Annotated in this window: 21 protein-coding genes and 1 pseudogene; 2 read left to right on the top strand and 20 right to left on the bottom strand. The window is 39.7% G+C overall.

The window, feature by feature from the left end:
- Positions 1 to 81 precede the first annotated feature (81 nt).
- The gene (rlmD, locus tag B7705_RS06645; protein ID WP_084948570.1) at positions 82 to 1464 is read right to left on the bottom strand and encodes a 23S rRNA (uracil(1939)-C(5))-methyltransferase RlmD; all 1383 of its coding nucleotides are present in this window, start codon (positions 1462 to 1464) and stop codon (positions 82 to 84) included.
- A gap of 37 nt (positions 1465 to 1501) precedes the next feature.
- Between rlmD and recX the strand changes: the two genes are divergently transcribed.
- Together recX and ntdP are read left to right on the top strand one after the other, a co-directional pair.
- Positions 1502 to 2278 carry a recombination regulator RecX gene (gene recX / locus B7705_RS06640; RefSeq protein ID WP_084948569.1) on the top strand — a complete coding sequence of 259 codons (777 nt, stop codon included), beginning with the start codon at positions 1502 to 1504 and terminating at the stop codon, positions 2276 to 2278.
- Positions 2279 to 2366: 88 nt separating this feature from the next.
- A complete protein-coding gene (gene ntdP / locus B7705_RS06635; protein ID WP_000775318.1) occupies positions 2367 to 2900 on the top strand; it encodes a nucleoside tri-diphosphate phosphatase in 534 nt (177 codons plus the stop codon).
- Positions 2901 to 2969: 69 nt separating this feature from the next.
- On the opposite strand, the gene B7705_RS06630 is transcribed toward ntdP, so the two are convergent.
- The 19 genes and pseudogenes from B7705_RS06630 to rbfA all read right to left on the bottom strand — a co-directional run bounded on the left by B7705_RS06630 (position 2970) and on the right by rbfA (position 23634).
- Positions 2970 to 3737, bottom strand: coding sequence for an epoxyqueuosine reductase QueH (locus tag B7705_RS06630; RefSeq protein ID WP_084948567.1), 768 nt, complete (start codon positions 3735 to 3737; stop codon positions 2970 to 2972).
- A 112-nt stretch (positions 3738 to 3849) separates the two neighbouring features.
- Positions 3850 to 5472, bottom strand: coding sequence for a chaperonin GroEL (groL, locus tag B7705_RS06625; protein WP_084948566.1), 1623 nt, complete (start codon positions 5470 to 5472; stop codon positions 3850 to 3852).
- A 15-nt stretch (positions 5473 to 5487) separates the two neighbouring features.
- Positions 5488 to 5772: a co-chaperone GroES gene (gene groES / locus B7705_RS06620; protein ID WP_084948564.1), complete on the bottom strand. Its 285-nt coding sequence runs from the start codon at positions 5770 to 5772 to the stop codon at positions 5488 to 5490.
- Between the two features lie 155 nt (positions 5773 to 5927).
- Positions 5928 to 6323, bottom strand: a complete 396-nt coding sequence (locus B7705_RS06615) for a single-stranded DNA-binding protein (protein WP_000282436.1) — start codon at positions 6321 to 6323, stop codon at positions 5928 to 5930.
- A 34-nt stretch (positions 6324 to 6357) separates the two neighbouring features.
- Positions 6358 to 7315: pseudogene (locus B7705_RS10080) on the bottom strand (SDR family NAD(P)-dependent oxidoreductase).
- Positions 7316 to 7356: 41 nt separating this feature from the next.
- The gene (gene ytpR, locus B7705_RS06605) at positions 7357 to 7983 is read right to left on the bottom strand and encodes a YtpR family tRNA-binding protein (RefSeq protein WP_084948561.1); all 627 of its coding nucleotides are present in this window, start codon (positions 7981 to 7983) and stop codon (positions 7357 to 7359) included.
- A gap of 14 nt (positions 7984 to 7997) precedes the next feature.
- Positions 7998 to 8315: a thioredoxin family protein gene (locus B7705_RS06600; RefSeq protein ID WP_084948560.1), complete on the bottom strand. Its 318-nt coding sequence runs from the start codon at positions 8313 to 8315 to the stop codon at positions 7998 to 8000.
- Positions 8312 to 8611 (bottom strand): DUF4651 domain-containing protein, encoded by a 300-nt coding sequence (locus B7705_RS06595; RefSeq protein ID WP_084925594.1) that lies wholly within the window; start codon positions 8609 to 8611, stop codon positions 8312 to 8314. Before B7705_RS06595 ends, B7705_RS06600 begins: the two co-directional genes overlap by 4 nt.
- Before the next feature lie 175 nt (positions 8612 to 8786).
- Positions 8787 to 10394 (bottom strand): CTP synthase, encoded by a 1608-nt coding sequence (locus B7705_RS06590; RefSeq protein ID WP_084948558.1) that lies wholly within the window; start codon positions 10392 to 10394, stop codon positions 8787 to 8789.
- Between the two features lie 316 nt (positions 10395 to 10710).
- Positions 10711 to 11301 (bottom strand): DNA-directed RNA polymerase subunit delta, encoded by a 591-nt coding sequence (rpoE, locus tag B7705_RS06585; protein ID WP_057489407.1) that lies wholly within the window; start codon positions 11299 to 11301, stop codon positions 10711 to 10713.
- Between the two features lie 253 nt (positions 11302 to 11554).
- On the bottom strand, positions 11555 to 16030 hold the full coding sequence (locus B7705_RS06580) for an NACHT domain-containing protein (RefSeq protein ID WP_084948557.1): 4476 nt from the start codon (positions 16028 to 16030) through the stop codon (positions 11555 to 11557).
- 75 nt (positions 16031 to 16105) lie between these two features.
- Positions 16106 to 18757: a valine--tRNA ligase gene (locus B7705_RS06575; protein WP_084948555.1), complete on the bottom strand. Its 2652-nt coding sequence runs from the start codon at positions 18755 to 18757 to the stop codon at positions 16106 to 16108.
- Entirely contained in the window at positions 18750 to 19682 is a 933-nt protein-coding gene (locus tag B7705_RS06570) for a hypothetical protein (RefSeq protein ID WP_084948554.1), read from the bottom strand. Before B7705_RS06570 ends, B7705_RS06575 begins: the two co-directional genes overlap by 8 nt.
- 232 nt (positions 19683 to 19914) lie before the next feature.
- Entirely contained in the window at positions 19915 to 20478 is a 564-nt protein-coding gene (locus B7705_RS06565) for a GNAT family N-acetyltransferase (RefSeq protein WP_084948552.1), read from the bottom strand.
- A 279-nt stretch (positions 20479 to 20757) separates the two neighbouring features.
- A complete protein-coding gene (locus B7705_RS06560; RefSeq protein ID WP_000038699.1) occupies positions 20758 to 21153 on the bottom strand; it encodes a helix-hairpin-helix domain-containing protein in 396 nt (131 codons plus the stop codon).
- A gap of 97 nt (positions 21154 to 21250) precedes the next feature.
- Positions 21251 to 21505 (bottom strand): DUF1912 family protein, encoded by a 255-nt coding sequence (locus B7705_RS06555; RefSeq protein ID WP_000119707.1) that lies wholly within the window; start codon positions 21503 to 21505, stop codon positions 21251 to 21253.
- 9 nt (positions 21506 to 21514) lie between these two features.
- On the bottom strand, positions 21515 to 22849 hold the full coding sequence (locus B7705_RS06550) for a DUF438 domain-containing protein (RefSeq protein WP_084948551.1): 1335 nt from the start codon (positions 22847 to 22849) through the stop codon (positions 21515 to 21517).
- Positions 22849 to 23082: a DUF1858 domain-containing protein gene (locus B7705_RS06545; RefSeq protein ID WP_000368739.1), complete on the bottom strand. Its 234-nt coding sequence runs from the start codon at positions 23080 to 23082 to the stop codon at positions 22849 to 22851. Before B7705_RS06545 ends, B7705_RS06550 begins: the two co-directional genes overlap by 1 nt.
- Positions 23083 to 23283: 201 nt before the next feature.
- Positions 23284 to 23634: a 30S ribosome-binding factor RbfA gene (gene rbfA / locus B7705_RS06540; RefSeq protein ID WP_001273601.1), complete on the bottom strand. Its 351-nt coding sequence runs from the start codon at positions 23632 to 23634 to the stop codon at positions 23284 to 23286.
- Position 23635 lies beyond the last annotated feature (1 nt).

Genomic DNA, 23635 nt, shown 5'->3' with positions numbered 1-23635 from the left:
GAAAAGGCGGTGTCTTAACCCCTTGACCAACGGACCTTGAGCTTTTCAACTCTTTCTATTATACCTACTTTTCCTACTTTGTCAAGATCTTTTTTCAGTGAAGTTGATTTTTCTTTTCTTCACTAACTTAACCACTGCTTCTGTCCGTGCAGTGTGGGGAAACATATCGACCGACTGGATATACTGGAGATCATAGACTTTTACTAGTTTAACCAAATCTCGCGCCAAGGTCGAAACATTGCAGGATACATAGACCATTTTGTCTGGAACATAGGTCAGAATGGTTTCCAACAGCTTATCATCTAAGCCTGTACGAGGAGGATCAACTATCAAGGCATCTGCTCGGTAGCCTTCTTTATACCAGCGTGGAATAATCTCTTCAGCTGTTCCCGCTTCGTAATGGGTATTGTCAAATCCCATTTTTTTAGCATTTTGCTTGGCATCTTCAATGGCTTCTGGAATAATATCCATTCCTCTGAGACTCTTGACCTTCTTTGCGAAGGCAAATCCGATCGTCCCAACACCGCAATAGGCATCGATTAGATGGTCTTCTTTGCTGACATCCAGAGCCTTAACTACTTCACTATAGAGAATTTCTGTCTGCTCAGGATTAAGCTGATAGAAAGCTCGAGGGGAGAGAGAAAACTCATAGTCGAGTACTCCTTCTTGAATACTCTCTTGGCCCCAGATAATTTCCGTCTTTTCACCATAGATTTCACTTGTTTTCGCTGTATTTGTATTGACTGCAACTGTGACGACTTCTGGAAAATCTTTAACTAAGTCTTTTACTAGCTGGGTTAAATTAAGCTGACGATTCGTGACGATGATTATCTGGACTTGTCCCGTTTTTCTTGCTCGACGTACCATGATAGTACGAACGCCTAACGTTTTTCTCTCATCTGTAATTGGAATTTGGTGGTAAGTAAGAAGTTCAGCTAGGCGATTCGCAATCACTTGGGTTTCCTTATCTTGCACCAAACAGTCTTTCAACTCTACGAGATAATGAGAGTTTTGCGCATACAAACCTGCCTTGACCTGATTTTTAAATTTCCGAGTCTGGAATTGAAGCTTAGCACGGTAGTACTTTGGTTCCTGCATTCCGATAGTTGGACGGATTTCATAGTTTTCATATCCTGCAGGGGCAAATTTTTTCAGGGCTTGATGGAGCAGATCCGTTTTGAACTCTAACTGTTTATCGTAGTGGAGGTGCATGATTTGGCAACCACCACATTCATTATAAATCGTACAAGCCGGTACGACTCGAAATTTAGACTTCTTATTAACCTTTAGTAATTTTGCTTCAACAAAGTTGCGTTTAATAGAAGTAATTTGACAATAGATGTCTTCTCCTTTGAGGGCTCCAGGTACAAAAACGAGGGTTTTCTGGTAAAAACCAATTCCCTCACCATTGATGCCCATCCGCTTGATTTTTAAAGGTATTTTTTGTTTGACTTTCAGATTCATACCCCTATCTTATCACATTTTAGGGTATAATAGAACTATGAAAATCACAAAACTTGAAAAGAAAAAACGTCTCTACTTGATGGAGTTAGATGGACAGCAAATATCATATATCACGGAAGATACCATTGTCCGTTTTATGTTGTCTAAAGATAAGGTGGTTAGCACTGAAGAATTGACCGAGATTCAGGGCTTTGCTCAGTTTTCTTATGGTAAGAATCTCGCCCTCTACCATCTATCATTTAAGGCTCGTACTGAAAAGGAAGTGAGAGAGTATCTGAAAAAGTATGATCTTGATGAAACAATCACTAGTCAAGTTATCGCTAATCTTAAAGAAGATAACTGGATAAATGATCGTCAGTATGTCTACTCTATCATCAATGCCAATCAACTTTCTGGAGATAAGGGACCTTATGTGCTAGCTCAAAAACTGTCTCAAAAAGGGATTGCCAAATCAACGATTGAAGAGGTTTTAAAGGATTTTGATTTTTCAGAGGTCGCTCAACGTGTAGCGGAGAAACTTCTTAAAAAATACACGGGAAAACTTCCCGCTCGTGCCTTGCAGGATAAAATTATTCAAAACTTGACGAACAAAGGCTTCTCCTATTCTGATGCTAAAAGTGCCTTTGATAACTTGGACAGTCAAGTCGACCAAGAAACGACTCAAGAACTCATTTTTAAAGAGCTAGACAAACAATATACTAAATACGCTAGCAAATATGAAGGTTACGAACTAAAGCAACGTTTGACCCAAGTTTTAGCTAGAAAAGGCTATGATTTTTCGGATATAGCAAGCGCTCTCAGAGAATATCTTTAACATTTTCAGGTAAAATTCAAAAAAATTAGACCAATTTATGATATAATAATAGACGATAAACTTATAAATTGTAGAAAGTTGGTTAGTTATGAAACTTCCAAAAGAAGGCGACTTTATTACAATTCAAAGTTATAAGCATGATGGGAGTCTCCACCGTACTTGGCGGGACACCATGGTACTAAAAACAACAGAGAACGCTATTATCGGCGTCAACGACCACACACTTGTTACCGAAAGTGACGGTCGTCGTTGGGTGACTCGAGAACCGGCTATTGTTTACTTTCACAAAAAATATTGGTTTAATATCATTGCTATGATTCGTGATAATGGGATTTCCTACTATTGCAATATGGCAAGTCCTTACTATCTCGATGAAGAAGCCCTGAAATACATTGATTATGATTTGGATGTCAAGGTCTTCACTGATGGTGAAAAGCGTCTCCTGGACGTTGAAGAGTATGAGCGCCATAAACGCAAAATGAAGTATTCTGATGATTTAGACTATATTTTGAAAGAGCATGTTAAAATCCTTGTTGATTGGATCAACAATGGACGCGGTCCTTTCTCAGAGGCCTATGTCAACATTTGGTACAAACGCTACATAGAACTAAAGAATCGGTAAAGTTGTCAAACCGGGGTGAGAGCCCTGGTTTTTTATTTGAAAAACCCAGCCTGGAAGCTGGGTTAATTGCTATATATCTAATTTAGTGACGGTAAACTTGATATGGGAATAATCTTTTTCAACATCCTTATCCAGCAAGAAAGCTGTGGCATCCTTCTTAATCTGAACAAGGTCAATGTTTTGGGCTTGAGCTGCATAGACGCATCCACAATAACATTGACGATAGATATCATACTCCTCGCACATCTCTACCGAGCGCTTGTAGCCTTGATTTTTCTTGAAATCACTCGGAAGATAGTGGGTAGTATAAATCTTTTGTACATCGATTCCGATGCTGTTGATGGTTTGAGAATTCTTATGGGGACTGATGGTCAAAGCTGATCCAAAGTAGTCAAAGCCCAAATCCATAGCCACTTGCGCTGTTTTGTCCAAACGGTAATCAAAACAAACCTTGCAACGATCGCCACCTTCAGGTTCTTCTTCCAGTCCTCTGACTAACTTCCGGTATTCATTTGGTTCATAGGGAGCTTCTAGGTACTGAACCGTATTCCCTGTTCGCTCATTGAAATCACTGACAAATTTCTTGGTGACGTAAGCTCGCTTGTGGTATTCTGCCTTGGGATGGATATTGGAGTTGGCAAAATAGATAGTCACATCAGCGTATTTGGTCAGGTATTCTAGGGTGTAGGTACTACAAGGAGCACAGCAAACATGCATGAGAATAGTGGGACGTTGCTCATTTTTCTCCCAAACCTGAAACATTTTCTGCATGACACGGTCATAATTAATCTTCTGATTGGGATTCATCTTGCTCAGAATTTCTTCTACATCAATCATGTTCTTCTCCTTTTTCTAGTCTTATTTTATCATATAAGTTAGGAGAGCTCAAATCAATTTTAGAAGAGAAAATCATAAAAGGAGGGAATACACATCCCTCCTTTAATAGTTTTTACATCATCCCGCCCATCATGCTTGGATCCATTGCTGGAGCTGGGGCTGCTGGTTCTGGTTTATTGGCTACGACTGCTTCTGTTGTTAAAATCAAGCTAGCTACAGAGGCTGCATTTTGAAGGGCAGAACGGCTTACTTTAACTGGGTCGATGATTCCTTCTTCAACCATGTTGACCCACTCGCCTGTTGCTGCGTTGAAACCTGTACCAACTTCAGCATTCTTCAAGCGGTCAATAACGATAGACCCTTCGAATCCTGCATTGTGGGCGATTTGACGAACAGGTTCTTCCAAGGCACGGAGAACAATATTGCGTCCTGTTGCTTCGTCTCCTGTCAATTCCAAATCAGCTACGGCTGGAATGACATTAGCAAGTGCAGTTCCACCACCTGCAACGATGCCTTCTTCAACAGCTGCACGAGTAGCGTTGAGGGCATCTTCAATGCGAAGTTTCATTTCTTTCAACTCAGTTTCAGTTGCAGCTCCGACCTTGATGACTGCGACACCACCCGACAATTTTGCCAAGCGTTCTTGCAATTTTTCACGGTCAAATTCAGAAGTTGTAGTTTCAATTTGAGACTTGATAACTGCAACACGGTGAGAAATAGCTTCAGGATTTCCAGCACCTTCTACAATAACAGTGCTATCTTTGTCCACAGTTACTCTCGCTGCTTGACCTAGCGCCTCAATAGTAGCGTCTTTCAACTCAAGACCAAGATCTTCTGTGATGACTGTTCCGCCTGTCAAGATAGCGATGTCTTCAAGCATCGCTTTGCGACGGTCACCAAATCCAGGTGCCTTAACTGCTACTACGTTGAAGGTTCCACGAATCTTGTTCAATACAAGAGTCGGAAGAGCTTCGCCATCTACATCATCCGCAATAATCAAGAGTGGACGATTGCTTTGAAGAATGCTTTCTAGAAGTGGCAAGATTTCTTGGATATTGGAAATCTTCTTGTCAGTAATCAAAATGTATGGATTTTCAAGGTCAGCCACCATTTTTTCGCTATCTGTCACCATGTACTGTGATAGGTAACCGCGGTCAAACTGCATTCCTTCCACGACTTCAAGCTCTGTTTCCATACCACGTGATTCTTCAATAGTGATGACACCATCTTTACCAACTTTTTCCATGGCTTCAGAAATGTATTCACCGACTTTCTCAGAACGAGAAGATACGGCAGCAACCTGAGCGATGGCTTCTTTATTAGCAACTGGAATGGCATTGTTTTTCAAGGCTTCTACAGCTGCGGCAACCGCTGCTTCAATCCCCCGACGGATACCGATTGGATTGGCACCTGCTGTGACGTTCTTGATTCCTTCTCGTACGATAGCTTGGGTCAAGACAGTTGCAGTTGTCGTTCCGTCACCTGCGATATCATTTGTTTTTGAAGCTACTTCTGATACCAATTTGGCACCCATATTTTCAAAATGGTCTTCTAGTTCAATTTCTTTAGCAATAGTAACACCGTCATTGGTAATCAATGGTGAGCCAAATGATTTTTCAAGAACGACATTACGACCTTTTGGTCCCAATGTTACTTTAACAGTGTCCGCAAGGATATCGACACCACGAACCATAGCTGAACGAGCATCAGATGAAAATTTAATTTCTTTTGACATACTTATTTCCTCCTATTATTCTTCCACGATTGCCAAGATGTTAGCTTCGCCAACGATGATGTACTTTTCATCGCCATCTTTGACATCAATACCTGCATGGGCTTCAACTAAGACACGGTCTCCAGGCTTGACGCTTAGAGCTACCAAGTCACCATTCAAGGTACGAACACCTTCCCCAGTAGCTACAACTCGGGCTGTTTTGGTTTTTTCTTGGGCTGAGCCTGCAAGGACAAAGCCACCAACAGTTTGTTCTTTTTCTTCGATTTTTAAGACCACACGGTCTCCTAATGGTTTCAACATCTGTTTTCCTCCATGATGAAATACATATTATTAGCACTCTTTATATCTGAGTGCTAATTCATAGTTCTATTGTATCACTTGGTCAGAAATAGTCAAGAAAAAAGTCTGACTTTCTCAAGATAAAAAGCCTGAGACAAACTCAGACTTTTCAATGCTTAAAATGGCAATTCTTCCTCTTCCAAGACCAAATCTGCCAAATCCTGTCCTGCATTATTTTCACGCATAGCACGTTGGGCGCGGCTTTCCAAGAGTTGGAATCCTGTGGCAAGGACTTCAGTCACATAGTTCATCTGGCCATTTTTCTCAAAGCGACGGGTACGAAGTTCTCCATCCACAGAGATAAGACTACCTTTAGTTGCGTAGCTTGCCAAGGTTTCAGCCAATTTCCCCCAAAGAACCAAATTGACAAAGTCAGCTTCACGTTCCCCGTTTTGGTCTTTGTAACGACGGTTCACAGCAATAGTTGCACGCGCTACTGACTTGTCATTGTTGGTTTTGTGCAATTCTGGTGTAGACGTTAAACGTCCAATAAGAATAACTTTATTATACATATTTTCTTCCTCCTACTTATCTATTCGTAAGGAATCAAAAAAAGTTACAAAAATTTGTAACTTTTCGAGAAAATTTTTTATTTTTTATGCACCATGAAACCTGTCGCCTGTTGATTGGCCATAATAGTCATATCTGTAATCTGCACACGACGAGGCTGACTGGTCACATAAACAACCGTGTCTGCAATATCCTGAGCTTGCAGGGCTTCGATTCCCTGATAGACTGCCTCAGCTCGCTCTTTGTCACCATGAAAACGTACCGTAGAAAAATCTGTCTCGACAATCCCTGGCTGAATGGTGGTCACCTTGATATCCGTTGCGATAGTATCAATTCGCAGACCATCTGAAAAAGTCTTGACAGCAGCCTTGGTGGCTGAGTAAACAGCTGCCCCAGCATAGGCATAGATTCCTGCGGTCGATCCCATATTGATAATATGACCTTGATTGGCTACTACCATAGAAGGCAAGAAACAGCGAGTAACCGCCATCAAACCCTTGACATTGGTATCCAACATGGTCAGCATATCCAACTCTTCATAGTCTTGATAGGGAGCCAAGCCAAGAGCTAGTCCAGCGTTATTGACCAAGATATCAATCTGCCCAATCGTTTCCAAAATATCGGAGCAGACTGTCTTGACCATGGTCATATCCGTGACATCCAGTGCAATGGTCAGCATATCCAACTCTTCATAGTCTTGATAGGGAGCCAAGCCAAGAGCTAGTCCAGCGTTATTGACCAAAATATCAATCTGCCTTATCGTTTCCAAAATATCGAAGCAGACAGTCTTGACCATAGCCATATCCGTAACATCCAGTGGAAAAGTCCAAACTGTTTGATTTGGATAGGTTACTGCAAACTCTGATTTGAGGGCTTCCAATCTGTCTGTCCGTCGACCTGTTAGAACGACATTCTCCCCCTGCTCCAGATAAGCACGCGCAATCGCTTCACCGATTCCTGAGGTCGCTCCTGTAATCACTACATTTTTTGCCATCTTATCCCCCTCTATCTGGTCTATCAAATACTGACAATTTCCTAGGCAGTCCAGTGTATCGCTGGGTCAAATGGCGTTCCGACAACTTGGTCTTCTGATAATTCAATAACACCACGTTTTTGCGGAGCATTTGGCAAGACAAGTTCACGAGGACTGCACATCATACCAAAACTCTTTTCACCACGAAGTTCGCCTGGGAAAATAAGATTGCCTTTTGGCATCATAGCTCCAGGAAGAGCCACAATGGTTTTCAACCCGACACGTGCATTGGGAGCTCCTGCAACGATTTGCACTGTCTTGTCACTTGCGACTGCAACTTGGCAGATGTTGAGGTGGTCACTATCTGGGTGAGCTACCATCTCGACAATCTCACCGACAACAAACTTGGGCTCTTTGTTGTTGATAATTTCTTCCACAAAGCCTTCCGCCTGCAATTCTTGGTTCAAACGTGCGACTCGCTCATCTGTCAAAAAGACTTGACCGCGCTCTGCAATTTCAAACAAACTTGAAACTTCGAAAATATTCCAAGCCACTGTTTCCCCATTATCTTTGAGGAAAATACGGGCTACCTTGCCTTTGCGCTCCACGTCTAGTTTGGCATCTCCGCTGTTTTTCACGATGACCATAAGGACATCGCCAACATGTTCTTTGTTATATGTAAAAATCATTCTTTCCTTTTCTCCTATTTCAGTCCTGCTAAAAAGTCGTTAATTTCTTCCTTACTTTTACGGTCGCGATTGACAAATCGGCCGATTTCCTTGTCCTTTTCTAAAACAACAAGACTAGGAATGCCGTACACATCCCAGAGTTTAGCCAGATCCAGATACTGGTCTCGGTCCACTCGAATAAAGGTGAACTCTGGATTGGTCTCCTCAATCTCTGGCAAGGATGGATAGATATAACGACAATCGCCACACCAGTCCGCCACAAAAAGGAAGACCTTCTTGCCATCTTGCTCGACAAAACCTGCTAGTTCTTCTATACTATCGGGAGTAATCATAAGGCTTCCTCCTCATAGACCAGGTCTTCATTTTCATAGACAAAGGTATAGTGACGACCATCCTCGAAAACGACTCCTCCGACGAGTCGCTCTAGGCTACTTTCGTAGACTTGAACATAGATAGTCGCAATCTCACCCATATCTGAGAAAAGTTCGCGCACGATAGCGGTCAACTCTTCTTGCGTCTTCATCAGTTTGTGGTTATCTGCTGCTTTTTTGGCACCCAAAGCGAGGGCACTTAGACCAGCCACAGTCAAGCCAGTCATCCATAATTTCTTAGCTTTCATACCATTCATTGTAACACAAAAAGGGCTCTAGGACAAATAGGGAAGCCGTATACGAGCAAGGAAAATCACTTCCCTCAGTGAGAAAAGAAAACTTCGGATTCTTATCGCCAAGCGCCTGAGTTAACAAGAATTTCCTGAATGGATTTAAAAACCTCTGAGATTGCTCTCAGAGATTAGAAGATAACTAGTTACTATTTTCAACTGCTGCTGTAACAAAGGCGGTGTAGAGTTCTTCTGGACGGTTTGGACGGCTGGAAAGTTCAGGGTGATACTGACAAGCCACAAAAAATTTATTCTCAGGAATCTCCACAATTTCTACCAAACGATTGTCTGGAGAAACTCCTGAAAAGACAAAGCCTGCTGCTTCAAACTGTTCACGAAAGGCGTTGTTAAATTCATAACGGTGACGGTGACGGCGTTGCACCACTTCTTGATTGTAATAAGCAGCTGCTGCCTTAGAACCTCGTTTTAACTTAGACGGATAAAGTCCCAAACGAAGGGTTCCACCCATATCCTCAACATCAACCTGGTCACGCATGATATCAATGATAGGATATTTTGTATCAGGATCAAGCTCTGCAGAATTGGCACCTTCAAGACCTAAAACGTGACGAGCAAACTCGATACAAGTCAACTGCATTCCCAAGCAGACTCCCAACATTGGAACATCATTTTCACGCGCATAACGGATGGCTTGGATTTTCCCTTCCGTACCACGTTGACCGAAACCGCCTGGTACGATAATTCCGTCCGCATCAGACAAGAGTTCTGCCACATTCTCTGCTGTCACATCATTGGCGTTGATCCAATTAATCTTCACTTCTGCGTCGTTGGCATAACCAGAGTGTTTCAAGGCTTCGACCACAGATATGTAAGCATCTTGCAACTCAACATACTTACCAACAAGGGAAATCTTGACTTGTTTTTTCAGGTTCATGACCTTATCAACCATGGCTGACCATTCTGTCATATCCGCTACTGGTGCGTCTAGTTTCAAATGGTCACAGACAATTTGGTCCATGCCTTGTGCCTGCAAATTCAATGGAATTTGGTAAAGGTGTTCGACATCCAAAGACTCGATAACGGCTTCTGGAGCCACGTCACAGAACTGAGCTAGTTTGTTTTTAATTCCTTGACCAGCTGGTTTCTCGGTACGAATGACCAACATATTTGGCTGGATTCCCAATCCACGCAATTCTTTTACAGAATGTTGAGTTGGTTTGGTCTTCATCTCACCAGCAGCCCTTAGATAAGGAAGCAAGGTTGTGTGGATATACATAACATTATCTGCACCCACATCAGCCTTCATCTGACGAAGGGCCTCTAGGAATGGCAAGGATTCGATATCCCCAACGGTTCCACCAACCTCTGTGATAATGACATCAGAGTCAGTCGTGACAGCGGCACGCTTGATTTTTTCTTTCAAAGCATCTGTGATATGAGGAATGACTTGGACAGTTGCGCCAAGGTACTCTCCACGGCGTTCTTTACGAAGAACTTCACTGTAGATTTTACCAGTTGTCACGTTGGAATATTTGTTGAGATTGATATCGATAAAACGTTCATAGTGACCCAAGTCCAAATCTGTCTCAGCCCCATCATCTGTCACAAAGACTTCCCCGTGCTGGTAAGGGCTCATGGTTCCCGGATCGATATTGATATAAGGGTCAAACTTCTGAATGGTTACTTTGAGACCACGATTTTTCAAGAGACGGCCTAGACTTGCTGCCACAATCCCTTTCCCAATAGACGACACCACACCACCAGTTACAAAAATATATTTCGTAGACATAGATTCCTCTTTCTAAAATGCTCAAGGCCTTGTTAACTACAAGGGGAGATTGAAAACAAGACCCTTATGAATAACGACTTTTCAAGAAAACTTCCTGAAAAACAAAAATAGCTCCCTAGTAACTAGGGAGCCCCGACCTCTAAAAGAGGTGCCCGAACAATATGATACCTTAAAGCAGAACATTTGTCAACCCGAATCGGTAAAACCTGAAAATAAGAAGATTACTTTCAGAAAACCAACTAAAAATCCGCATTCAAACGGATGGCCTGCTCAAGGAACGAAAAAGGAGATCAGGCGATCTCCTCTGTATAGTCTTTTACTCTTCTTCACTCGTTTCTGCGTCATCGTCAGAAAACTCGTCGTCTTCTTCGTTGAGATCCACGTCTTCACCCAAGTCATCAGGGGCGATTTCGTTGATTTCTGCATCGTAAGCTTCCACTTCATTTTTCTCATCATCTGGATTATCATCATCATATGAAAGAGCTGGGTCTGCTTCGTATGCATCTTCGTCTTCTGGATCATCTGCATTGTAGTCAATGGCATCTGAATCACCATCCATAAAGGCGTTGACACGTTTTTTCTTAGCTTTTGGTGCTACTTCATCGTCATCACTTTCTTCAAGAGCGATGATTTCTTCATCGATTTCGTCCACACCATACCATGAACGAAGCCCCCATTTGTTGTCTCCAAGTGAGATGAAGCTACCGTCAAAGTTCAACTCTGTGTAGAACAAAGGCAAAGCTTCGCGGATATCGCTGTTTGATGTTCCAAGGTAGTTTTGAATTTCGTTTACAAGATCACTAAAATGCATCTCATGATCGCGACCACGAAGTTCCAAGATAGCACGCGCCACCTCAATCATAGATAGTTCACTTTTTTCTTGCCCAGCAAATACTTCTAATTCCAAAGCGTTTCTCCTCATTTTTACTACTATCGCCAGAGCGAACAGACTCTGACCTCATTTTATCATGTACTCTTTGTTGTACGATAATTTTACGGAATAGTCAAAGGTTAAGGGAGAGAAATCTATATCTTTTACTTTAGCTTTTATATGTAAAAAGACTAACTCTTGAAAAGAATACATTACATTATATTTAACTAATTCTTTCTAAGATTCATAATAATTCAATCTCTTACTATCAGTTTCTTATAAAATTTTGTTATTTATTCATCAATTCTTCAATCAGAGTTCGTGAGCTGCCGAACTCATTTTCAAACATTTGATCAATAATATCTAAACACCTATCAGCAATATCATCCCCTTTATGTTCATCATAAAGCTGTATCATTAACCTAGAAAGATATTCTTCTATTCGTCTATAATAATATGGTTCCAATTTCAATTCATTGTTTTTGCTCACAATATTAGACACTGTTTCAAATATGATGTTTTCATAATCTGAAATCGATACCTGTTTTTCAAGAAATTTTAAAAAATAATAATATAACTTATCTCTATATTCTGAAGTTAGTAGCTTAAGTATTAAATCTTTATCTTCTTTAATATCCAACAAATCATCCCGGAACAACTGTGGTAAAATTTTTTCTAAATTTGTAATATTCTTACTTAAATGATGCAGTATAATCTTCTTTGATTTCTCTTCATGGTTCTTTACCTTTAAATAATTAATTGCCATCTGACAAATACCTTCTGCTTGAAGTCCATTCCCATCATATACGGTTGATTCCATTTCTCCTGTATTAATATAAATTTCTGTAATTAAGGATGAAGCATTTTTTATAAGCAATTTATCTTTTGAATCGAAAGCTACTTGCAGTAGAGGTTGAATCAGTTTTTTCTCATCTTCATATAGACTATACAAAATATAATTACTATACCAATGAATTATCATCTTTTCATCCGTAAAAATCCCTCTAAATAACTCTCTAGCAAAATCTTTATCTAAATCCAAAATTATATACAGAAGAAAAATAGCATTTAAGCGTACGTAGTCAGTCTTATCATTAGCAAGTGAAATGATAGTATTTTTGAAGTACGAAATGTTTGTTGGTGAATTTTCTATTAGTTTTGTCAAAGCGTGTATTCCATGACCTCTTAAAGTTGAGTATGACTGTTGTAAATAATTTTCCAGAGTTTGATTCTCGTTAAATTTATCAAGAACATCTAAATCAGTTTTCTTAAGATAATAATTAAGCTTTCCAAAAACTTCATCGGACCATCCCATATTTGCGTGTTTCTCTATGACTCGGAAAAAATAATAGAGATTCTCCCAATTATTTTCATTTACAAAATTTAATAGTATGAATTCAAGGTCACTTAAAACAGGATCTGGAATTTTTTCTAAGTCTACAATTCCACCTAGTAGACCATCTATATAATGTTCATTGATTTTATGATTGGACGATAAGTTTAAAAATAAAGAAACGTATTCTTTAGGATTTTTAGAAACAGCAATTCTAAAATCCCTAGCTAATTCTCTAGGAGAAGACTCAATAAATATGTGTCTCTCACTATCCCATCTACATTTAGTCTCACCTTTTGGACTGATGAGAATATTTCTCCAAGATTTAGCAGAAATATTCTTTCCTTGTAGCGGAGAAACTACACTTCCACAATGTGAGTCATAAAAAGAATCAGAAAAACTATTAGATCGTTCTAATACCTTTAGTAATTCGATAGCTTCTTTACTCATTCTTTTTTTCGGTAAAACTGATAGCAATCTATACTGTAAATCTCCCCAAAATGGCCAATAAACCCTATAATCATTTTGAGATTTATTTGTTTCAATTCTCCTTGCTAGTCTTTGTTTAGCCTTAGGTGATACATAATGAATAATTTGTTCTTCAAGTTTATGGTACATTTCTAATGAACATCTTTTTGAGACCTTAGAAATCAATCGTTTGGCTAAAATCAATTTTTCTTCATAACCTTGAGATTTTTCAAAGAGGTTTTTGTAAAAATCAATCAGTAAGTATTTGATACAAGTATCAGAATAGCTCGCTGGTAAATAATACAATGCATCTAAAACAACTTCATTATAAAGATAATCACCATTTCCCATATAATCACTATAAGTTTCAAAAAAAATATCAGGATATTTCGAAATTAGACATTTATTTGCTTCATTTAACAAATGAAGGTAATATCTTTGTAATCTATCGCGTTCTTTCAGAGCTAGATTGTATTTAGTAGAATTATTCTCGGAATACTTTTTAAGATAAGGCAATAATATTTTGACGATTTGTATACAATTTTTATCTATGTAATTATGGGAATCTTCGTCGAATTCCTTTGATTCACTATAAAATCTATTACTATTATCAGAGTCTTGAAATTTGTCAAGAAATAAACATATAATCTTAATTGTATATGCGTTTATATTTTTATAGAAGTCGTCAAACAAATCTGGTTCTTTTAGATAAGATTTCCAATAATGCAATCTTACCTTAAAAAATTCTTCTGAATCATTATGATAATCATTAAAGAAACAGCCCCACCACTCATTTTTATTATCAGAATTTGCTATTGATAATTTGATAAATTTAATACTTTCAGTTGTGTAATTTGGAGAGATACTACTTAATAAATTAATTACTAATATTCTATTCTCATCAAACCACTTTTTAAAAATACCCTCTTCCACTAAAAAATTCACATATAATGGATGACTACTAATTACCGTTTGACACAAATGATTTCTATACTCTGTTTCTTGAATCAGCTCTGCTATATAATTTAAAATCTTTTTAGATGGTTCTTGAATACTTCCTAAGATTTCAAAGAAAACATATTTGAAATTAAACCTGACATTATCACTCTTTATTAATCTAGTTCCAAAATTTAAAAAATCTTTTTCTGATTCTTCTAATAATAATTGAAGAAAAATTTGAAATTGATAACGTCTTGTTGGATTCTGTTGTGTTTTATCTCCAATAATTTCATTTATATCGTCATAATTATCGTAGTAATCAAGAATCATTTGCTCTGCAACAAAACAATCTAAGAATGACTGATGAACAAAAGAAACTTTGTTGGAACGCTCTGTTAACATCCCTTGGCTAATTAAATATCGCAGAGCTTTCTCATTACCTATTATTCTTCTCTTACTAAACACAGTTTTACCTGTATCAGCAAATAAATTGACAAGCTTTTCTTTTAATTTATTCAGATCATCTTCACTTAAATCGGCTTCCTGACATTTTTCTGATAAATCCCTCCACCATTTATCAACTAGGTCATAAGTATTTTTTATTTGATAATATTCTTCTTTGTAATTAATTTGTTCCCAAATATAAAGATTACTCAGGGTTCTCAACAACTGTCTTAATCTGTTTGGATAATTATGGTATTTACTCCCTAAAATTTCCTCAACCTCATTTTCAAATAATTCATTAACTTCAACTTTATGCCAAGACTCTGTATCATCTTTCGATTTATTTTCAAATAACGCCTTAATTCCGCTATCATTTTCTAAATCATAAGTTCTGCAAACAAAAATAACTGAGATTTTGTTCTCTCTTTCCAAATTGAGGTTCCGTATCTCTCGAATCAACTCCAAACAAGTCGCAAGTGAACTTTTAGAATTCCTTGCTGTCCATCTTAACGCATCTAGTTGATCTAATATAAGAACAATATTATTCTCTTTAGAAAAAGCGTTCAAACAATAACTAATGCTAGCAGGAAATCCTAATTTCTCCCCCCATCCTTGTGCCGTACCCTCAGGAATATAACAATCTAGTTTTAAATCTAAGTGTAAAATATTACTTTTATTACACCAATCAATAATATTTTCTGTTAAACCGCTTTTACCATTCCCAGCTTTACCGTGAATGATAATTGATTTTCCTTCTTGAATATATTTCTTACATTCATCAAATTGTGTGCGAATTTTTAGACCCGAATCCAATGTTTTAAAGCTATTTTTATACTCATCATTTAAAATATGTATTCTAGGCATTATCCTATCATCACGTGCTAAATTTCTGAATTCAATTTTCTCATTTTTAATAAATTTCTCTAAATCCTGAAATGAAAGCCATCTTCCATAAATTTCACCTTGTAAAATTAAATTAATGAATTTTGACTTTATGCTAGTAGCATCACCAATAAAGTATTGACTAACCTTATCTTTAATAAATTCTTCATTATCTGGATACGGCTCTTGTCTAATAACCGTCCTACTTAAAAAATTTATAATTTTTCGAATGTCTCTTTCCTTAGAAAATCCCAAATACTCAATATAATTGTTCAATAACTTTCTAACTTCCGAAGAAGTGTCAATCTGATACTTAATGAAAGACTGAGCCTCATCATTAGTTTTAGCTCTATAAATCAAATCTGAAAAACTTGTAAATGAAAGTGGACTAATCAATGAAACCTTTACTTGCGGGTCTCTTTCTAAATGTCTTTTCCAACTCTTAAGAATTCCCTTTTGATTTAAATCTGCAAGAGACCAACTTTCTTTACTGGCATTTCTTCCTTTACATTGCTGTGCTTCAGTACTCCCATTTTTATATCGTACTAAAACATCTACACACTCTCCTTCGGGACCAATTGGTTCAATTTTTATAGCATCTATTTTTTCAGAAATAATATCAATAAATTTTAAAACAATCCAGTTGAACTCATATTTATTACCTAATTTATCTGCTCTTCCACCTGATTCATAAGGCATATCTGTACCTCTTTTTGATAATTTATTTATACTGATTATACCAAAAAAACACGGCATTTCGCCGTGTTTCTGTGTTTATTTCACGAGTTTCTTCATCTCATCAATACGTGCTACGGTCGCGTCGTACTTAGCTTGGTAGTCGGCTTGTTTGTCGCGTTCTTTTTGGACGACTTCTGGTTTGGCATTGGCTACGAAGCGTTCGTTAGAGAGCTTCTTGCCGACCATATCCAGTTCTTTTTGCCATTTAGCCAGTTCCTTATCGAGACGAGCCAATTCTTCTTCGACATTGAGGAGGTCAGCCAGTGGTAAGTAGATTTCTGCTCCTGTGATGACGCTTGACATAGCAAGTTCAGGTGCAGGGATAGTTGATGCGATTTCCAAGCGTTCTGGATTTGTAAAGCGTTTGATGTAGTTGACATTGCTGTTAAAGAAGGCTTCCAAATCACTATCGCTTGTCTTGACAAGGATGGTGATAGGCTTGCTTGGTGCTACGTTTACTTCCGCACGCGCATTACGAACAGCACGGATCAAGTCCTTGAGGCTTTCTACACCTGTGTGAGCCGCAAGGTCTTCAAAGGCTGGGTTGACCGTTGGGTATTCTGCTGTAACGATAGAGCCTTCTGAAATTTGTCCAAAGATTTCCTCTGTCACAAACGGCATGATTGGGTGAAGGAGACGAAGGATCTTGTCCAAAGTGTATAGGAGAACAGAACGTGTGATGACTTTCTCTTCTTCGTTATCGCTATAAAGGACTTCCTTGGTCAACTCAACATACCAGTCCGCAAACTCATCCCAGATAAAGTTGTAGAGGATGTGCCCAGCCACACCAAACTCAAACTTGTCAAAGTTTTCAGTAACTTTGCCGATCGTTTCATTGAGGTTGTGGAGAATCCAGCGGTCAGTGACATTTCCAGCTTCCTTGTTGACAACTTTTTCGACATTGGCAGTTGCTTGCTCGAGGGTCAAGCCTTCATTGTTCATGAGGATGTAGCGAGAGATGTTCCAGATTTTGTTAATGAAGTTCCATGACGCATCCATTTTCTCGTAAGAGAAGCGCACGTCTTGCCCTGGCGCAGAACCGTTTGACAGGAACCAACGAAGGGCATCAGCACCGTATTTCTCGATGACATCCATTGGGTCAATCCCGTTACCGAGAGATTTAGACATCTTACGTCCTTGCTCGTCACGGATGAGACCGTGGATAAGGACGTTTTGGAATGGCTGACGACCAGTGAATTCCAAGGATTGGAAAATCATACGAGACACCCAGAAGAAGATGATATCGTAACCTGTTACCAAGGTTGAAGTTGGGAAGTAGCGTTTGAAGTCTTCTGAGTCGACATCAGGCCAGCCCATGGTAGAGAATGGCCAAAGGGCAGAACTGAACCAAGTATCCAAAACGTCTTCGTCCTGAGTCCATCCGTCGCCTTCTGGAGCTTCTTCACCGACATACATTTCACCCTCGGCATTGTACCAAGCAGGGATTTGGTGACCCCACCAGAGCTGACGAGAGATAACCCAGTCGTGGACATTTTCCATCCATTGGAGGAAGGTATCGTTGAAACGAGGTGGGTAGAATTCGACCTTGTCCTCTGTGTCTTGGTTGTCAATAGCATTCTTGGCCAATTGGTCCATCTTGACAAACCACTGAGTAGACAAGCGTGGTTCAACCACAACACCTGTACGCTCTGAGTGACCAACACTGTGGACACGTTTTTCGATTTTAACAAGGGCACCGATTTCTTCCAACTTGGCAACGACTGCCTTACGAGCTTCAAAACGGTCCATGCCTGCAAATTCGAAGGCAAGATCGTTCATAGTTCCGTCGTCGTTCATGACGTTGACTTGTGGCAAGTTGTGACGTTGACCAACCAAGAAGTCGTTTGGATCGTGGGCAGGCGTGATTTTCACGACACCAGTACCAAACTCAGGGTCGGCGTGTTCATCTCCAACAATTGGGATGAGTTTGTTAGCGATTGGAAGGATGACGTTTTTACCAATCAAATCCTTGTAGCGTGGGTCTTCTGGATTGACCGCAACAGCTACGTCTCCAAACATGGTCTCTGGACGAGTTGTTGCAACTTCAAGGGCGCGTGAACCGTCTTCCAACATGTAGTTCATGTGGTAGAAGGCACCTTCGACATCCTTGTGGATAACCTCGATATCAGAAAGGGCTGTGCGAGCTGCTGGGTCCCAGTTGATGATAAACTCACCACGGTAGATCCAGCCTTTCTTGTAAAGGTCCACAAAGACCTTGCGAACGGCTTTTGACAAACCTTCGTCAAGGGTGAAACGCTCACGAGAGTAGTCTACAGAGAGCCCCATCTTGCCCCATTGTTCCTTGATGGTAGTGGCATATTCGTCTTTCCATTCCCAGACTTTATCTAGGAATTTCTCACGACCGAGGTCATAACGGCTAATGCCCTCGCCACGCAAGCGCTCCTCAACCTTAGCCTGAGTCGCAATCCCCGCGTGGTCCATCCCTGGAAGCCAAAGCGTGTCGAAACCTTGCATGCGTTTTTGACGGATTATGATATCTTGCAAAGTTGTATCCCAGGCGTGACCAAGGTGAAGTTTACCAGTTACGTTTGGTGGTGGAATAACGATAGAATAAGGCTTAGCCTTCTGATCACCAGAAGGCTTGAAAACATCGGCATCAAGCCATTTTTGGTAACGACCAGCCTCAACCTCAGCTGGATTGTATTTAGGTGAAAGTTCTTTAGACATGTGTGTTCTCCTTTTTTGATGTGATTGATTCAAGTAATTTTAATTTATGTTCCTTGTTTTTTTCAGTATATCGTATATCGGTTTCTATTCTTTTTTTAATAAATTCTTTTTTAACTCTTTGTTTCCTCTCATGTAATTTTTTAAACTCTTTCTCACTTATACTACTTTTAAGTCTTTCTATTTTGCTTTCAAAATAAGAAATTTCGTCATATAATTGGTTTGACATTTGTATATCTTTTAATTGTCCAAATTCGACTAATTTAATTTTTGCAATGTACCATTCTTCTATGCTATCGTGCTGGGGAACAAAAATGAAACTTAAAATAACGATTAAAAAGATAACAATCACGAAAATAAAAATAAGCTCACTCAAAGATATAAAATTTTGATTAGCAAAAAAATATAGCAACTTACCTAAAAAATATGCATATGGAATTACATATGAGATAATAATCCATGAAACCTGCTTTTTCGTCGAAGTAACAGAGCTATAATTCCAAGAATCAATTATCCAATTTTGTATGAATAAAAGAGCGATTGACAGTAAATCAAAAAACATAATTAAAGATTGCCAATCTTTCCCCATCTTAATCGTATATGAAAATAAAGACGCAAAAAGTAAAATAACTACAATATATTTAATAAAATTGTAAATTAAATTAAGAGGTCTATAGCTGATTTCTTTTTTACTATGTTCCCAATTATATTTTATAGATAACTCTAAATACTCAACAAGTTTGTGTATCTGCTTTTCCGAATAATCAAAATCATCAATTAAGTACCAGATATGGGCATCCCTCAAATAATATTCTTTTGAATACTTAAAAGTCATTCTATGTCCATAAGGATTTAATTGAGTTCTTAATTTACTAATCGCAGAATGTCGATTTCTTCCATCTAATAAATCAACTATGATTGCTTTCATGGAATTCCTCCACTCAGACCGCTCTTTGGTAATATAATCAAGCCGATTCCTCTTGTTGTTATTCACAAATACCAAAATTGCACTCAAGATCGCACCAATACCTGCGCCGCTCAGCAGAGTAATTATCTGACTTATATCCAATTTTTCTTACCTCGCTTCCAAATGCTCATAAACCTCAACTGTTCGATTTTTCCGAACAGTTCAACTTGTAAAATACTCTTACAAGTTTGTTTTACATTTGCTCTTCCCACTCACTCTTCAGCAATCCATATATCAGACTGTCACAGTGATTGCCTTGAGCATCTTTACGGTCTCGGATTCGAGCTTCAAGGGTAAAGCCAAGTTTCTCTGCGACTCGTTGACTTTGGACATTGTAGCCAAAACAAGTCAGCTCAATCTTATGAAGACCCAGTTCTTTAAAAGCTAGGTCAATCAAGGCACGTGCCGCCTCTGGAACATAACCTAGACCCCAATAGTCTGGATGTAAGATATAGCCAATCTCCAAGACATCATCCTCGTGACGACGAGGGAAATCAACAGAGCCGATGATAGTATCGGTCCCTTTAACGACAATTCCATAACCCGCTGGGAGATTGTCCTTTTCATTGCGCTCGGGAAGGATATGCTCTAGATAATAAATCTCATCTTCCAAGGTCTTGACGGGAGGAAAGCCTGCTGGGTAGGAAACTTCTGGCCTACTGGCATAGTCAAAGATATCCACAACATCAGCCACGGTACGGACTCGTAAAACAAGCCGTTCGGTTTCTAAACGTTCTGGCAACTCTGCTCTTGTCATCCTTCTACCTCGCTTTCTACAAAAAATCGCCCCTGCCATATCCATGACAGGGACGAATGTGCTTATCCGCGGTACCACCCAATTTCGGGCAGATGCCCGCAACTCTCGTCTTTAAAACAAAAAGACATTTTTATTTCAATTTTTCATCCATCAGCAACCAGTTTTGACACATTTGTGGACTTCTCAGCGCCGCCACTTTCTGTAAAATGTGGGATACAAAACACCTCTAATGGCTCTATTGTAGCAAGTTTTTCTCGGAAATGCAAGGCTCAAGAAAGATTACTTGAAACTGATTCCGTGTTCTTTTAATTTCTTGATGGTAGCTGGGCCGATGCCTTTCAAGGCAAGGAGTTCTTTCTCCGTCCAGTTTTTAAAGTCAGCAGCCGACTTGATCCCTTCATCATAGAAAGTCTTAGCACGATCTACTGAGAGGCCACCCAAAGTCGCTGCGAAATCTTCTACAGAATTAGCTACTTTTTGAGCTTGTTCCTTGGTCGCTTCTACTGCCTGTTCCACTTTTTTAGAGACAACTTTTCCTGCCTCGCTAGCAGATTTTTCTGCGTGTTTCACGACTTTCTTGGTCTCTTCAACAACCTTAGTCACTGTACTTGAAAATGCACCTGAACGACGAAGACTGTTTCTTAATTGTTTTTTACGTTGGAGTTTCTTTGACATGATAAAATCCTTTCAATAAAAAATCCCTGCTCTTACAAGGATTTAATAAAGATATTCTATCAAGATTTCGATAAAAAATCAAGAAAGTATCACTATTTTAATAATTTCGCTCACCAAACAAGCCTTCTGGCAAATCATGGAATCCCTTGCCTGCCTTGAAATTTTCAAACTTACCAAGCAAGAACTGGTAAGCATCCAAGCGACTTTCGTAGCGAATCATGGCATCTTTGGCACGCTCGTCTTGGTCTTCTTCGTAAACTTTTTGACTTTCCTTGTGCGCCATGTCGTTGATCATGATCTGGGTATTGACCCAAGCTTCAAATTCCTTCATAAATTCCTGTTCGTAACTCATTGATTCTCCTTATTCTAATCCACGGAAATAGTCCGTATCAATCTCTCGGTAGGGCTGAATATCCTGAACATACTCCAACACTCCTTGAAATTCTCCGTTTTCATCGTGTACCGCAGCATAGGTGATGTGGACAAACTTGCCTCGCGACTCCGACTTGAACCACATTTCATACTTGTCCTTTTTACCCTCACGAAGACCTTTCATAACAGCCTTCACCTTGTCTAAGTACTTGGGCGGATGGCAGAGTTCAACATTGCGCCCGACTTGGGATGGCGTCCGTTTGAAAATCATCTCATCAGCTGGCGCATTGTCATTGTAATACTGGAAAATATCGTCTTTATTGACAAAGGTAATCTCCATAGGGAGATGATTGAGGATGAGGTTGGCCTGCTCGACCGAGAGATAGCCATTGCCAAATACCTGTTGACTATGGCGGTCCAGCACTGCTTCCTTTTCCTTAGGGGTAAAGGTAATGGTAAACTGACCTTCAGGCGTATCGATAACTTGATGCACTTGGCCTTCAGCAGTGTCTAGCTGCACGGGCTCCTCTGCACTCTTTTCCTCAACAAAGCTCTGGCGTTCTGGAACCCATTTCTCTGACGGACGGATGATGGCATAGCCGTAGGCATCGCTCTCCTCCGCAATCTGAATCCAGTCATCCTGAGTGAAGGACTCAAGAAGAATCATGAGGAGGATGGACTCTTCCTTGAAAATCATACTTTCAAACTCTGTCGCAAAAGCTTCAAAATCTTCTTTTACAGTGCTAATCGGTACTTCTGGTAGTGACTTGGCTGTAGATAGAGCTGTCTGAAAGAGTTCTCTGATCTGATCATCCACTCCCCACATGACTTTTGGAGGTGAATCGTGACCATAGCGCTCCATGATGGGGAAAAAGAGCTCTTCCTTGCGCTGATAGTGAATGTCAAATTGCCCCAAAAGCCCCATTTGACGGACCAAACCCTTACGCATCTCTGCCAGCATTTCCTCGTCTTCCATAGACTCATAGGTATCTAACAATCTCCGAATGCGAATCAGAGCAGCACGGAGAGCCAGATTTTCATCCTTGAAGACGCGAACTGGGTGACCAGGGTGTTCGGTATCCTCCACTTCGACACCCTTAACAGCGTTTTTAAAAAGATTGGCATGGACATCACAGAGTTCCATGACATCTTCAAAGGTGACACCTGAGTCTGAGTTCATCAGCTCGTGCTCCATGAGGGAAATCTCAATAGCTGAGACACCTGTAAAGGTCGCATCAAAACGCTCCTGAACCGACTCAGGAGAGGCACCATTATGCAATTCTAACAAAATATCCCGTAGGATATGAATCCGTTCATCTGCCATTAGTCTAATCCAATCACTTCATAGCCATTCGCTTCCAGTGTGCGGACAATCTTGTCCATAGGCGTTCCTTCAAGCTTAGAACCCTGTTTGAGCGATACCTTGCGACCGACTGTGTTGCGCATCAAGGGATTGGCAAGTGGTTTAAAACCTAGCTCAACTAGGATTTCCAAGACTTCTGGATGCTTGTCCACCACTTCTGCAACGGGTATTGACACATCTATGATATTATCCATGACAACCTCCATGTATGTTCTAATACTCAATGAAAATCAAAGAGCAAACTAGGAAGCTAGCCGCAGGCTGTACTTAAGTACGGCAAGGTGAAGCTGACGTGGTTTGAATTTGATTTTCGAAGAGTATAAAATGATTTTACTGCTTATATTATACCATAAGGACGATTAGCATACACCAAAAAAGAGGGTTTCCCCTCCTTCTTAGTTCTTATCCAGATTGCGTAGCATCTCGTCAATCTTGTTTCCATATTCGATGGATTCGTCTTTGACGAAGGTTAAATCTGGGATTTTGTACAATTTCAAATTGCGACCAAGTTCACGTTTAATCGTACCAGTTGCTTTTTCAAGCCCGATTTGAGCCTTTTGGTTATCCGAAGCAAGGTTACTCAAAATGGTGTAGTAAACCTTGGCAACAGACAAGTCACCTAGCATCTGAACATCTGTAATGGTCACACCTTGGACACGTGGATCACGAACTTTCTTTTGCAAAATCTCATTGACTTCACGCTTGATTTCCATGCCCACACGATCCGTACGGAAATGATTTGCCATG

Origin of the sequence: Streptococcus oralis subsp. dentisani (genome assembly GCF_002096685.1) — a bacterium.
Classification (GTDB): domain Bacteria; phylum Bacillota; class Bacilli; order Lactobacillales; family Streptococcaceae; genus Streptococcus; species Streptococcus oralis_AD.
This window is presented reverse-complemented; position numbering and strand designations above follow the sequence as displayed.

Bases quoted from the DNA above. Each gene is read 5' to 3' on its own strand.
- rlmD (WP_084948570.1), bottom strand. From the start codon at position 1,464: ATGAATCTGAAAGTCAAACAAAAAATACCTTTAAAAATCAAGCGGATG.
- recX (WP_084948569.1), top strand. From the start codon at position 1,502: ATGAAAATCACAAAACTTGAAAAGAAAAAACGTCTCTACTTGATGGAG.
- ntdP (WP_000775318.1), top strand. From the start codon at position 2,367: ATGAAACTTCCAAAAGAAGGCGACTTTATTACAATTCAAAGTTATAAG.
- B7705_RS06630 (WP_084948567.1), bottom strand. From the start codon at position 3,737: ATGATTGATGTAGAAGAAATTCTGAGCAAGATGAATCCCAATCAGAAG.
- groL (WP_084948566.1), bottom strand. From the start codon at position 5,472: ATGTCAAAAGAAATTAAATTTTCATCTGATGCTCGTTCAGCTATGGTT.
- groES (WP_084948564.1), bottom strand. From the start codon at position 5,772: ATGTTGAAACCATTAGGAGACCGTGTGGTCTTAAAAATCGAAGAAAAA.
- B7705_RS06615 (WP_000282436.1), bottom strand. From the start codon at position 6,323: ATGTATAATAAAGTTATTCTTATTGGACGTTTAACGTCTACACCAGAA.
- ytpR (WP_084948561.1), bottom strand. From the start codon at position 7,983: ATGATTTTTACATATAACAAAGAACATGTTGGCGATGTCCTTATGGTC.
- B7705_RS06600 (WP_084948560.1), bottom strand. From the start codon at position 8,315: ATGATTACTCCCGATAGTATAGAAGAACTAGCAGGTTTTGTCGAGCAA.
- B7705_RS06595 (WP_084925594.1), bottom strand. From the start codon at position 8,611: ATGAATGGTATGAAAGCTAAGAAATTATGGATGACTGGCTTGACTGTG.
- B7705_RS06590 (WP_084948558.1), bottom strand. From the start codon at position 10,394: ATGTCTACGAAATATATTTTTGTAACTGGTGGTGTGGTGTCGTCTATT.
- B7705_RS06580 (WP_084948557.1), bottom strand. From the start codon at position 16,030: ATGCCTTATGAATCAGGTGGAAGAGCAGATAAATTAGGTAATAAATAT.
- B7705_RS06575 (WP_084948555.1), bottom strand. From the start codon at position 18,757: ATGTCTAAAGAACTTTCACCTAAATACAATCCAGCTGAGGTTGAGGCT.
- B7705_RS06570 (WP_084948554.1), bottom strand. From the start codon at position 19,682: ATGAAAGCAATCATAGTTGATTTATTAGATGGAAGAAATCGACATTCT.
- B7705_RS06565 (WP_084948552.1), bottom strand. From the start codon at position 20,478: ATGACAAGAGCAGAGTTGCCAGAACGTTTAGAAACCGAACGGCTTGTT.
- B7705_RS06560 (WP_000038699.1), bottom strand. From the start codon at position 21,153: ATGTCAAAGAAACTCCAACGTAAAAAACAATTAAGAAACAGTCTTCGT.
- B7705_RS06555 (WP_000119707.1), bottom strand. From the start codon at position 21,505: ATGAGTTACGAACAGGAATTTATGAAGGAATTTGAAGCTTGGGTCAAT.
- B7705_RS06550 (WP_084948551.1), bottom strand. From the start codon at position 22,849: ATGGCAGATGAACGGATTCATATCCTACGGGATATTTTGTTAGAATTG.
- B7705_RS06545 (WP_000368739.1), bottom strand. From the start codon at position 23,082: ATGGATAATATCATAGATGTGTCAATACCCGTTGCAGAAGTGGTGGAC.
- rbfA (WP_001273601.1), bottom strand. From the start codon at position 23,634: ATGGCAAATCATTTCCGTACGGATCGTGTGGGCATGGAAATCAAGCGT.